This window comes from Dyadobacter ginsengisoli DSM 21015, assembly GCF_059568735.1.
In genome coordinates this window covers 418613-431001 of record NZ_JCANTY010000004.1, presented here as the reverse complement: position 1 = coordinate 431001, position 12389 = coordinate 418613, and the positions used below count along the sequence as shown (strand labels likewise).

8 protein-coding genes are annotated in these 12389 nt (G+C 49.3%); 3 read left to right on the top strand and 5 right to left on the bottom strand.

What is annotated here, in order from left to right; all coding sequences use genetic code 11:
* The first annotated feature begins 12 nt into the window (after positions 1–12).
* Positions 13–1911: a RagB/SusD family nutrient uptake outer membrane protein gene (locus BP71_RS16920; protein WP_496381244.1), complete on the top strand. Its 1899-nt coding sequence runs from the start codon at positions 13–15 to the stop codon at positions 1909–1911.
* 89 nt (positions 1912–2000) lie between these two features.
* On the opposite strand, the gene BP71_RS16915 is transcribed toward BP71_RS16920, so the two are convergent.
* From BP71_RS16915 to BP71_RS16905, 3 genes are all read right to left on the bottom strand, one after another.
* On the bottom strand, positions 2001–2858 hold the full coding sequence (locus BP71_RS16915) for a sugar phosphate isomerase/epimerase family protein (protein ID WP_496381242.1): 858 nt from the start codon (positions 2856–2858) through the stop codon (positions 2001–2003).
* 62 nt (positions 2859–2920) lie between these two features.
* Entirely contained in the window at positions 2921–4297 is a 1377-nt protein-coding gene (locus tag BP71_RS16910; protein WP_496381240.1) for a M16 family metallopeptidase, read from the bottom strand.
* Positions 4298–4335: 38 nt separating this feature from the next.
* Complete coding sequence (locus BP71_RS16905; protein WP_496381238.1) at positions 4336–5658, bottom strand: M16 family metallopeptidase; 1323 nt, start codon at positions 5656–5658, stop codon at positions 4336–4338.
* A gap of 158 nt (positions 5659–5816) precedes the next feature.
* Between BP71_RS16905 and BP71_RS16900 the strand changes: the two genes are divergently transcribed.
* Positions 5817–6614 carry an endonuclease/exonuclease/phosphatase family protein gene (locus BP71_RS16900; protein ID WP_496381236.1) on the top strand — a complete coding sequence of 266 codons (798 nt, stop codon included), beginning with the start codon at positions 5817–5819 and terminating at the stop codon, positions 6612–6614.
* Here the strand turns inward: BP71_RS16900 and BP71_RS16895 are convergent.
* Positions 6601–8328 carry a VRR-NUC domain-containing protein gene (locus BP71_RS16895; RefSeq protein ID WP_496381234.1) on the bottom strand — a complete coding sequence of 576 codons (1728 nt, stop codon included), beginning with the start codon at positions 8326–8328 and terminating at the stop codon, positions 6601–6603. The genes BP71_RS16900 and BP71_RS16895 overlap by 14 nt on opposite strands.
* Before the next feature lie 285 nt (positions 8329–8613).
* Here BP71_RS16895 and BP71_RS16890 point away from each other — a divergent pair, with 285 nt between their 5' ends.
* Complete coding sequence (locus tag BP71_RS16890) at positions 8614–9804, top strand: phosphoglycerate kinase (RefSeq protein ID WP_496381232.1); 1191 nt, start codon at positions 8614–8616, stop codon at positions 9802–9804.
* 122 nt (positions 9805–9926) lie between these two features.
* Here BP71_RS16890 and BP71_RS16885 read toward each other — a convergent pair whose 3' ends face one another.
* Positions 9927–12362, bottom strand: coding sequence for a TonB-dependent receptor (locus tag BP71_RS16885; RefSeq protein WP_496381859.1), 2436 nt, complete (start codon positions 12360–12362; stop codon positions 9927–9929).
* Between the last annotated feature and the right edge of the window lie 27 nt (positions 12363–12389).

The following is a 12389-nucleotide window of genomic DNA, read 5'->3' as shown; positions in this document are numbered from 1 at the left end:
ACCTGACCTTTTATGAATAGTAAGAAATATTATATCGCCGCTGTGATGAGCATTGCAGCTTTTTTCTCCGCCTGCAAAGAGGATTTTCTCGATCGCAAGCCCGACGATCAGATCGACGCCGAGCAGGTTTTTACCCGCTACAACAAAATGAATCAGCTGGTAACCGATTTGTATGACAACATTAAGGGGGCCAATAGTCCGCTGGTATTTTTCTCCCATTTCTCTTCCGCACCGGTGACGGACGAAGCGGAAGGTTCCACCGCGGAGGGAAGCCTTACCAACAAATTCAATACCGGCGACTGGAATCCCAATTCGATGCCTGATAGAAGCAGCCGGGGACAGTATTGGTGGGATTTGTATGCCCGAATACGCAAAGCGAATGTGATTCTGGAAGGGATCCGGAAATACAACACGCCCGATAATCCATTGCAGGGTGGCGATCTCGAAAAACGGATCGGCGAAACTTACTTCATGCGCGCCTACCTGCATTACCTGGCCGCACGCATGTATGGGGAAGTGGTTTATATTAACCACACCATCCAACCCAAGGATCCGATGGATTTCAAGCAGGAGTCGTTTCACTCTATTGCGGCCAAAATCAGCCAGGATTGCGACTCGGCGATGGCAAGGGTACCCGGTACCTGGGGTGGGGCCGATTTCGGAAGGGTTGACAAAGGAGCTTGTCTGGGCCTGAAAGCGATCGTTGCCTGGATGGCTGCAACGCCTATATGGAATGGGGGCACGTTCCCGAATGATACCCGTCAGTTTGCTTCGGAATATGCTTACCAGGCAGATCGCTGGATAAAGGCAAAAGACGCAGCCAAAGCCGTCATTGATTTCAAGGTCGACGGCCGTCAGCGATACAGCCTTTATCAGGGCCATGATGCAGCCGATTTCCGGGATGATGCCGGTGTGAACAATAATAATTCCAAAGTGCCGGCACGACTCTGGGATTTATACCACGATATGCAGGCATTTCAGAACGAGGCGGTTTTTCTGGTCACCCGTGACAAAGACAATAACTGGCAGGGTGACATTTACCCGCCTAGCTGGGGTGGGAGTTCTCGTCAGATGCCTGTACAGGAGCAGATAGATGAGTACGAGTACATTGCCGCCAACGGATACGGTTATCCCATATATGGTTCACGTGCGAAGTCTGACGGCTACGACGACGGCAACCCCTATGAAAGTGTAAAAAGGGACCCCCGCTTCTATCGCGACATTGTGTACCATGGTGCTACCTTCAAAGGCAAGGTGATTAACACCGCAGCCGGTGCGGACAAGATCGGCGCGTCGAATTCTACCACCACGGGATACTTCCTGCGCAAAATCCTGCGCGAATCCTGGAACCGTGACAAGAGCTTTGCGATCAGCGGGCCGCCGGTATGGCGTCTTCCGGAGTTCATTTATATTTATGCAGAGGCCGTCAACGAGTCGGCTGGTCCGAATGCGGAGATTTACGATATGCTCAACGAAGTCCGGAAGCGATCATTCATGGCGCCCATTGCGCCGGAAGCAAAAACTAACAAAGCATTAATGGACGAGTACATCAAACGCGAGAGGAGGGTAGAGTTGTTTTATGAAAACAACCGGATCTGGACAGCAAGACTTTACCTGGAAGCGAGTTCGCCGAAGGAGCTTGCGCGGGAGCAAGCGTGGCAGGGAGCGGGCGGTACCAATGACCAGCGTTCCCAGGCCTACTGGCCTTACCCCAAGGCGCAGCGGATGATTAATGGCATGAAGCCGGTGGAAGATGCTAACGGGAAAATCGAAGTGGATGGTAAAAAGTACCGCATGCAGCGTTATTTCATTGAAAGCCGAGTATTCGTAGCTCCAAGGCACTATCTCTTCCCGATCATGCAGGACGAGTTACAGCGCACCCCAACTTTGAAGCAGAACCCGGGCTGGTAACCGCCGCGGATGTCTAACAACCATTGACCACACCTGACTACAAATGACTATACCTGACTCGGATGTCATTTGTAGTCAGGTGTGGTTTCTTATTCCTTAATACTCTTGATGTAAGCAATCGTCACAGGTATCTGTTTCAGGTACGATGGGCTTTCATCCTCGATAAAATAATGCTTGATACCTACTTTTTTTGCGGCTTTCAATGTAGCCGGAATGTCGATCTGGCCGGTGCCGAGTGCTACGTCGTTGGTAGTAGGTGTACCTCCCGACAAATCTCCCTTCACACCTTTTTTGAGGTCTTTGAGGTGCATTAGTTTCCAGCGGGTCGGATATTTCAGAAGCAATTTAGCAGGGTCTTGTCCGGGGAATGCGGTCCAGAGCACATCCATTTCAAAGTTCACGTATTCGGGATTGGTATGCTTGACAATGTAGTCGAACAGGGTACCGCCTTCGTAGGGAACGAATTCATAACCGTGGTTGTGGTAGGTCAGCGAAATGCCCGCTTCTTTGAGTTCTTTTCCGGCTTTGTTGAAATCAGCGACTGCTTTTTTGGCAGTTTCGAGGTTAAAATTGCCTTTTTCGTGAGGAATCCAGGCTACCATCACATAGGTGGCGCCGAGAATTTTTGCATCCTTGATGGTTTGTGCAGTACTCTCGCTTAGTTTCTTGTAATCCGCACCGATGGAGCGCATTTTTATGCCGCGCTTATCGAGTTGCTTGCGGAGCTCCTCGGTGGTCATACCGGCGATAGGGCCGCCTTCCATTTCCGTAACGCCCAGCGATTTGATCGTATCCAGGGTAGCTTCGATGCCATTACCCCAGCTGCCGCGGAAAGTGTAGGCCTGCAAGCCGATGGGCGCGGTATAAACGGGTTTGCCCTGCGCCAGCACGTCCTGGCCGGTCAGCAGTGTGACCGCCAGGCAGCCCAGACCCAAAAATTTCTTCATAGCTATGTTGATTGTTGTTTAGGACCGTATTGCTATTTAAAGTCGGGGTGGTATTTGATATACTAAAAACCGTCCGCCTTGATTTGCTTTTCGCTCAGCTCGCCGTATTTCTTCACCTGATCACGGATTTCCGAAGCCTTGCCTACGAGTACGAATTGCAGTTTGTCTTTGGGAAAATAAGTAGCGATGATCTCTTTCGCCTGCGCAGTGGTTAGTCCATCGACTTTCGACTGGAAAGTATTGATAAAGCTTTCGTCAAAGTTGTAGATAAACATATCTGTCAGTAGCCGCGCCAATGCGCCTGCCGATTCATAATCCGGTGGAAAATCCCCTTTTACGTAGGCTTTTGCGGATGCGAGGATTTCGTCGTTAATACCCTGTTTATGCAGGCTATCCAGCACGCTTAGTGCCATATCGATCGCCGGAACCGTCGTGGAGTTCTTGGTAAATGTGCTGATCCCGAATGTGCCTGCATATTTATAACGCGTAAACCGGCTCCCGGCACCGTAGGTCAGTCCGGAGTTGACACGCAACGCATCGTTTAGCCAGGAGGTAAAGCGTCCCCCGAGAATGGTGTTGACCACCAGAACCGGTACATATTCCGGCGAATTGTAATCGATACCTTTGCCGCCGATCATGAAAGTAGTTTCACGGGCGTCGTCCTTATTGACGAGCAGTACCCGGCTTTTCTGGAATTCCAGATTGGGCGCCACGCGTTTTACCATTCTTGCAGGAGCGGTTTTCCATCCCTCAAACAATGCGGTCACCTTTTTCTTCATATCTGTCGCCTTGAAATCGCCCACAATGGAAATTGCGCCTTTTCCGGTTGTGTAGTTGTTTTGGTAAAACGCTTTCACAGCAGCCACATCGATTTTTTCGACGGTTGATTTGCTGCCGGTCGTAGGCGTTGCGTACGGGAAATTTTCGAACAGGAATGTATTATAATAATTGCCAATCACCGAGCGCGGGCTTTCCTTGGCCTGGGCGAGTTCGAGCAGGGTGCGCTGTTTGTGTTTGTCGAATTCGGTTGCATCAAAAACAGGGTACATCAGCACCTGCTGGATCAATTCAAAAAGCTTTTCCTGGTCCTTAACCGCAAATGATGCGGCGAGGCCCGCATTGTCTTTGGTGGCGTAGGTAGAAAGGCTGGCGCCGACGTAATCGGTCATTTCCTCGATTTGGGCCTTGGTATATTTCTGTGTACCAAATACCAAAGCATCGGCTGTCAGGCTTGCCAGTCCGTAGCGCTCGCCGTCATTGATAGAACCCGCATCGAATACCGCCGATACATTGATGAGCGGCACTTCGTGTTGTTCCATAAGGTACACGGTGAGCCCGTTTTTGAGCTTGAACTTTTCGTAGGCTGGTACTTTGAAATTATTCTGGGCCATTGCCGTAAGCGAGCAAAGAGCCAGTACCAAAAGCATGATATTTTTCATTCTGGGATGTAAATTTTTGATTGAGACAACACACTGCGTCATTTCGATTTTTCGGGAAGGAGATAACCCACTGTCCGGTTGCGTTCGGTGAAGTACTGGGTTGCCACGCGCTTAATGTCGGCTACTGTAACCTTTTTATAGTTTTCCGGCGCTTCGAACATCTTTTTATAGTCGCCAAAAAATACATCGTAAGTCCCGATACTGTTCGCCTTGCCATTGATCGTTTCCAGCGAATGGTAAAATTCCATCAATTTCTGATTCTTAACCTTTTGCAATTCCGTCTCGGTAACACCATTCTGAATGATCATATCGATCTGTTTTTCAATCGCCTTTTCAAGATCGGATGCGGAAATATTGTCGCCTGCCACGCCGAAAACGGCGAAGAGGGTGGGATCAAAGCCATTGTCGAGACCTGTGGAAACACGGGAGGCGATAGTAGTGTCCATCACCAGGGATTTGACCAGCCGCGAAGAGTTACCCGAGCTCAGCAGGCTGCTGAAAAGGTCGAGCGCGTAGTAATCAGCATGTGCCGTCTCAGGGACGTGATACACGAGCATTACGTTAGGTGTGGTAATGTCCTTGTAAGTAGTAACGCGACGTTCGCCATTCTGGGGCGGTTCGACGGTGCGGATCTTGGGCGGCAGGGCTCGTGTGGGAAGTGGTGCCATGTATTGGTCCGCCAGTTTTTTTACTTCTTCATATTGAATGTCGCCTACCACTACAACAGTGGCATTGTTCGGTGAATAATAGGTTTTGAAATAATTTTCCAGATCGGCCTGAGTCCAGCTCTTGATATCCGATTCGAAGCCGATTACGGGGAACATATAAGGGTGCTCCTGGAAAGCAACAGACTGCACAAGTTCGCCGAGCAACCTGTAATTGCTGTTTTCCAGCCCGGTACTACGCTCGGAAAGTACCACGCCGCGTTCGCTTTCCACCATTTTCGGGTCGATGGAAAGATGGCCTATCCGGTCGGATTCCAGTTTGAAAATAGTTTCTAACGCATCTTTTTGAAACCAGTCGGTGTAGACGGTCACGTTTTCGGAGGTATAGGCATTGTTGGAGCCGCCGTTAGCTTCCATCACCCGGTCGAACTGCTTCGGGCCGTAGTTTTTGGAACCGTTGAACATCATGTGTTCAAAGAAATGGGAGAGGCCAGTAATGCCGTGGACCTCGTTTCGCGAGCCGACCTTCCAGAAAAGGTACATATTGGCGGTCGGGATCGAATGGTCTTCCAGGACGAGGAATTTCATGCCGTTGGCGAGGGTGAAACCTTTCACATCCTCCGGCTTGGTTTGCGCGTGCGCGACGCCGAGACCCGTCAGCGCGGCCGCGGCGAATAGAATTTTTCGGAGCTTCATGAAGCAGGGATTGTTAATGAATTTGTAATGATAGTGAAAAATGCCCGACCCGTTGAAATTTGATTGGGCCATTAACTTAAATGGGTTATCAGGGGGCACTAATTCTGGTTTCAAGCGCTATTTTTGACGCTTTACTAACCTTAATCTTCGTACCACCGATGAAAAAGTATTTCTTTCCTTTGTTTATCCCATTGTCAATCAACGTGCTAGCCGGTACGTTGCCCGATCAGCCTGCCAAAAAGCAGCGTTTCAAAGTCATGACCTACAATATCCACCATTGCAATCCGCCGTCGGCAGGAGAGAAAATCGATGTGGAAGCGATTGCAAAGGTGATCAATGCCGAAAAGCCCGATTTCGTGGCATTGCAGGAAGTGGATGTCAATACCGAGCGCTCGGGTAAGGGTAAAAACCAGGCGCAGCAACTGGCCGAGCTCACCGGAATGAAGTTCTATTTTTCCAAAGCGATCGACCACCAGGGCGGCGACTATGGCGTAGCTGTCCTGACGCGTTTCCCCATCGCGGATTCAGCTAAACATGCGTTGCCTATCCGCCCGGATATGCAGGAGGAGAACCGCACGATTGCTGCTGTCACCGTAAAACTGCCGGATAACCGCAAACTGATTTTTGCGAGTACGCACCTGGGCCTGAAAGAACCGAACCGTCTGCTGCAAGCCGAAACGATCCTCAAACATTTCGGCGCCACAGAGCTGCCAATGATCCTTGCCGGCGATTTCAACGCAACGCCCGAAAGCCCGGTAATCGCCTATTTCGACAAGTATTTTACCCGTACCTGCTCCGAATGCAAACCGACCATTCCGGTAGAAGAGGCGAAAAAGACGATCGACTTCATTATGCACAAGCAGGGAGCCAAGCTGAAAAGCGCCAACACCCGGGTGATCGATGAGCAATATGCTTCCGACCACTTGCCGGTAGTAGCAGAATTTACATTGAACTGACCTCGTCCCGGAGCCAGTTCACGCGTACAATGCGGCTCTGCACTCCGTGCTCTGCAAAGAAATGCTGCCAATGCAGTTGCCGGGACGACAAATGGTCGGTAGGGGACTTGATCTCGATAAATGCATACTCTTTATCATTCCAAACCAGCAGATCGGGAAAGCCGCGGGTGTTTTCGCGTAAGTTCAATGCCATTTCGAGCATGATCCTGTGGATTTTGTCGGGGCTGAGAAGCGAAGTGAGCGTGAGTACTTTGTCGAGCGCGCCTTCGTACCAGGGCACCAGCACGTTGGTAATGCCGTATTTGTCGGCAAATGTCTGGCTGACGAGCTCGTCGATGATCTCGCGGGAATGTGCTGAGGCAAGCCGTTCTTTCAGTTGCTCCGATCGTTTGAAATAGAAATCGGGCAGAAAGAAGTCGGATGGAATGCGTTGCAGTGGGTTATGGATCGTCTGGACATTGGTATCGTAAATAATATCCCAGAACAGCAGCCCGAACAATGCACGCCACGGCTCGTTTTCACTGAAAAAGGCATTATAACCTTGTTGCTGATAGTAGGTCTGCGCACCGAATTCCACTTGAAAGCGGTAGGAAATCGGTACTTCGATAGCTTCTGCAGCTTTTAAAGCCTGGGTCGTCCTTTTGACGGTCCGGGCTTTTTTGTTTTTAATTTTTTCGTAAAAATCGAGGCTGAAAAAGCGCTCGTCGGCATTTTGCGGGCTTTCGGCAATTTCCTCGCACAACGCCAGGGCCTCATCGATCTCGCCCAGGTTGTAGAGTAAGCGTACGCGCCGCTCGCGTGCGGGGGCGTCGCTGGTGAGCTGGTAAATGGTAAGGGCCTGCGACAACATCTTCTTGCGTTCCAGCCAGGCGCTGACTTTAAGGATAAATGAATTGAATGAGGGTATTGCCTTATGGCTCAGGCCGGTACCGCTGACAGCGTGCCAGTTCATAAACCAGTCGAAAATCTCTTCCGGCGGCAGATCGTGTTTAATCACATCGAAGGTCTCTTTCATGAGCGAAACCATCAGCGTATCGTCGGCGTCTTTTCGGGTATCGAACTGAATGGACAGAAATTGTTCATCGAACGACTGGAAACGGACGTGGCCCAGGTCGCGGACGACAAACTCGGTCATGTCGGCATAGCGATTGCCGAAGAACAAGAACTTCATCAGCATCACTTCCGCTTCGAAGGACACCTTCACCACCGGGCCGATCTCACCGATTACCTCGCATAGCACTGCAAAATCATATTCATACAGCAGCCAGCGGACGAGATCCGGTTTTTTGATGCTTTTAGATGGCATCACATCCGGTTCCAGTAGCCGCGTGACATCGAGCAACTCGGGTTTGGTAAAAAGTTCGATCACTTCCGCAAAGCGGGTTTCATGTGCCTGGCAAAGCGTTTCGATAAATGAACGGTCGAGCAGTTCCGTGAGTACGGCGGTCATGTCCGCTATTTCGGAATAGGAAAGGCTGTTAGTCCGGAAAAACGATTTTCGCCGGTTGCTGAACCGGATGAAAAGGCATTGCGCGTCTTCGGAAAGACTTTCATAATCATTCAGAAAAGCGAGCTCATTTTCGTGCAGGATATGCGCATAACGCCGCTTTACGAAGGCCACCACGTAATTGAAATAGTCAAGATAATACTTGGGTGGAAGATCCGTGGGGAATACTTGTTCCTTGGCAAACGGATCGGGCAACTCGGAAGTCAAAACAGGGAATTTTTAGTTGGTTGAAGAAATAAAGTTACCAAAAATATTCCTTTCCGGACGCCAAAAAGGGAGGCAGTTTTCCCCGAGCAGAGACGGCGGCAAAGCCTCAGGCAGTCGGGGCAGGATGAGATATATTAAAATTTGGTTAAATCCGTGTTTTATAGAAAAATTGAAAGCATAAATTGCACTATACCTATTATGGACGCGGCCTTTTCTGAAAAGCGTAGTATATAATTAAGAAATTGGTTTACATTTGCTCTCTATGGAAAACAATTTTACCTGCCCATGACAACATTAGATTCTTATGATTTTTCAGGGAAAAAAGCCCTGGTCCGCGTGGATTTCAACGTCCCGCTTAATGATAAATTTGAGATCACGGACGACACTCGTATCCGTGCGACCATTCCTACAATCAGCAAGATTCTTAATGACGGCGGTTCCGTCATTTTAATGTCCCATCTGGGTCGCCCGAAGGACGGTCCTACTGAAAAATATTCCCTCAAACACCTGGTAAACCCACTATCGCTTATCCTGGGCAAATCGGTAAAATTTGCGGACGACTGTATCGGAGAGACCACGACGGAACTTGCCGCGGCATTGAAACCCGGAGAAGTGCTTTTGCTTGAAAACCTGCGTTTTTATAAAGAGGAGGAAAAAGGAAATGAAGAGTTTGCAGAGAAACTCTCGAAACTCGGAGACGTTTGGGTAATGGACGCATTCGGAACTGCTCACCGCGCGCACGCTTCAACCGCTGTGATCGGTAAGTTCTTTACTGATAAAGTTTGCGGTTATGTGATGCAGGCGGAGCTCGACAACGCGGAAAGACTTCTGGAACATTCGGAAAGACCTTTCACGGCGATCATGGGCGGTGCTAAAATTTCCGACAAAATTCTGATTATCGAACGCCTGCTGGATAAGGTGGATAACCTCATCATCGGTGGCGGTATGTCCTATACATTCTCTAAAGCGCAGGGCGGGAGCATAGGTAAGTCATTGCTGGAAGCTGACAAGCAGGAGCTTACGCTTGAATTGGTGGAAAAAGCCAAAGCGAAAGGCGTAAACCTGATTTTGCCGTTGGATACCGTGATCGCTGATAAATTCTCAAACGATGCAGAGCGTAAGGTAGTTGAGGCAGGTAGCATTCCTGATGAATGGGAAGGGCTTGATATTGGTCCGAAAACCATCGAGATTTTCTCGGACATCGTCAGGAAGTCAAAAACCGTACTATGGAATGGGCCAATGGGCGTATTTGAGTTCCCGAATTTTGCGATCGGGACCAACGCAATCGCTGAGGCAGTGGTAGCAGTGACCGAAGAAAACGACGCGTTCTCGCTGATTGGCGGCGGTGATTCCGCTTCTGCGATCAATAATGCAGGCTTCGGCGACCGCGTGAGTTATGTTTCTACCGGTGGCGGTGCATTGCTCGAATATATGGAAGGAAAAGTACTTCCGGGTGTAGCTGCCTTGCAGAGCTGAGCATTTCACATTTTAGGTTTATATCAAAAAGAAATCCATCCCACACATCGCGGGATGGATTTTCTGCATAACAAACCTAACTAATTTATGAACACTGGTCTCGTTCGACCGGAATTCCACTTTTAATTGCCACCTGCGCGTTTCTGCAAATCGTCGGAACCGGTGTTGCGCTGGCGGGCTCCCTTCACATTCTGGTTACCGAAGTTGTAGGTGAAGGTCAGTCTGAACTGGCGGCTCGGCCATTCGGACCGTACTTTGAAATCAATGTCTTTGTAAATGGCCGTTCCGTTGAAACGGTTGGTCCAGAATATGTCATTGACATTGAGACGGATCGTGCCTTTTTTGTTGAGGATGTTCTTTTGTAACCCTGCATTGATCATTCCCATCGGCTTCGCGGCGTACAATCCGTAGAACGCCCTGCTATTATACCATCCTGAAAGCTCCGCGGACCATCCTTTGCCGATCGTAAATTGGTTGCTGGCGTACATATTCCAGGTTGCCTGCTTGATTTCGAGTTGTTGTTCCAGGTAGTATGACTTGTAATGATTGTAAACTCCTGTAAAGTTCGCCTGCACTTGCCACCATTTGGTGACCGGGATTGGAAATGAAACCGTCAGACTAATATTGTCCTGATTGTCGAGGTTATCGGAGGTAACGAATGTCTTGTTTTCCGATGCGATCTGCTGAGGCAGTTCGTCCGCGATCATGTCCTTGATCCGGCTGTAAGCCAGGGTCGTATTTATTGTATTTTTGTAAACGTGTACGAGTTGGAATGAATTGGTATACTGTGGTTTAAGGTTTGGATTGCCTCTCTGGAATGTATATGGGTCGAGATAGAACTCAAACGGGTTTAGCGACTGGTAATTCGGGCGGTCGATCCGGCGGCTGTACGACAGATTCAGGACATTGTTGGTATCCAGCTGATTGGACAGGAATATGCTCGGGAACAGGTTGATATAATTTCTGTCGCGTTTCTGGTTCAACGTAACCGAATTGCCAATAGAATGCGTGTGTTCGCCGCGGAAACCCACCTGGTATTTGATCTTCTTACTAATGCTGCCGCTGTAATTCACATAGGCCGCATTCACATTCTCGGTGTATTTGAAGCGGTTTGAGCGGGTTGGATCGATCTGCCAGTCGTCGATCTTTGTTTCGAAGACCATGTCATTGTCTGAGGTTACGTAGCTGGTTTTCAAACCGGTTTCGAGTTTTCCCTTCCATAATGGCTGCGTATAGTCAAGCTTGGCGACGCCGATACTGATGTCGGAAGGCATGTCGTTCCTAACGGTCTCGGGGTTGCCGTCAGGCGAGCCATCCGGTTTGGAATAACGTGTATCGAGGTTGCTCTTCTTCTTACCACCATAATGCACATAATCCACATCGAAGGTCAACTCCTTTTTGTCTGTAAACTGATGCTTGAAGTTTACGTTTGAGCTGATATTGTTCATCTTGCCGCCGTTGAAGACATTGGTCCGGAATGTTCTTTGGAGGTTCAGGTCGCCATCGAGAATCCGGGTGTTGGTTTGCCCGAACGGGTTACTCCAGTCGTTGTAAAAACCGGACACCAGTACGCCCACCGTGGTTTTATCTGTTGCAAAATAGTCGACCCCGGCCCGGACATTATAGTATTCCGATTTATTGATCCGCTCTGTATGCTGATCGAAGACCGTTACCTTATCCTCGAATGGAATGCGGCGGTAGATATCGTTGTTGTTGAAGCCTTTGTTGTAGAATGCACCGCCGTTGATAAACGTGCTGAGTTTTCCGGCGCGGTGGTTGATGGTAGCGGTCGCGCTTCCTCTTCCGTACTTGGCCCAGGCTGCGCCCAGGTTGATGTTGCCATTTGTGCCGTAGTTCTTATTGCGTTTCATCTTGATGTTGATGATACCCGAGTTGCCGGCAGCGTCATATTTGGCCGACGGATTGGTGATCAGCTCGATCTTCTCGATGTTGTCGCTGGGTGTGTTGCGAAGTAAGGTAATGAGCTCCTGCTGGGATAAAAATGTTTGTTTGCCATCGATCTGAACGATTACCCCTTCTTTTCCGCGGAGTTTGAGCTGTTCGTTCTGCTGATCTACTGTTACGCCCGGAGCACGTTCAAGCACTTCAAGAGCAGTAGCACCCGCTGAAACAATGCTGTTTTCGACATTGATGACCGTACGATCGATTTCCTGTTCGATGAATGGCTTCTTTGCTACAACGGTCACTTCGTTCAACGACTTGGTGTCGGTTTGGAGCGTAATAGTGGGAAGGTTTACGACATTGTCTTTAACGTCGAAGGGCTGACTATAACTTTTCTGATAGCCTACCATAGACACGAGCGTCAGGTATTTGCCTGCGGCTATCTGGTCGAAAGCAAATTTACCGCTTTCATCCGCGGCGAGTCCTTTCACCAGTACGGAGTCTTTAGCATGCAACAGCAAGACATTCACAAACGGGAAAGGTTGCGACTTTTCATCCAGGATCGCTCCTGTTATCTTTCCTTTTCCGGTAAGTGGCTGGGTGGATTGTGCACGGACAATACCGCTTCCCAGTAGCAATGCTACAGTTAGGTTCATCAAGAATTTCATGGCTAATAGTTATAA

Bases quoted from the DNA above. Each gene is read 5' to 3' on its own strand.
- BP71_RS16920 (WP_496381244.1), top strand. From the start codon at position 13: ATGAATAGTAAGAAATATTATATCGCCGCTGTGATGAGCATTGCAGCT.
- BP71_RS16915 (WP_496381242.1), bottom strand. From the start codon at position 2,858: ATGAAGAAATTTTTGGGTCTGGGCTGCCTGGCGGTCACACTGCTGACC.
- BP71_RS16910 (WP_496381240.1), bottom strand. From the start codon at position 4,297: ATGAAAAATATCATGCTTTTGGTACTGGCTCTTTGCTCGCTTACGGCA.
- BP71_RS16905 (WP_496381238.1), bottom strand. From the start codon at position 5,658: ATGAAGCTCCGAAAAATTCTATTCGCCGCGGCCGCGCTGACGGGTCTC.
- BP71_RS16900 (WP_496381236.1), top strand. From the start codon at position 5,817: ATGAAAAAGTATTTCTTTCCTTTGTTTATCCCATTGTCAATCAACGTG.
- BP71_RS16890 (WP_496381232.1), top strand. From the start codon at position 8,614: ATGACAACATTAGATTCTTATGATTTTTCAGGGAAAAAAGCCCTGGTC.
- BP71_RS16885 (WP_496381859.1), bottom strand. From the start codon at position 12,362: ATGAACCTAACTGTAGCATTGCTACTGGGAAGCGGTATTGTCCGTGCA.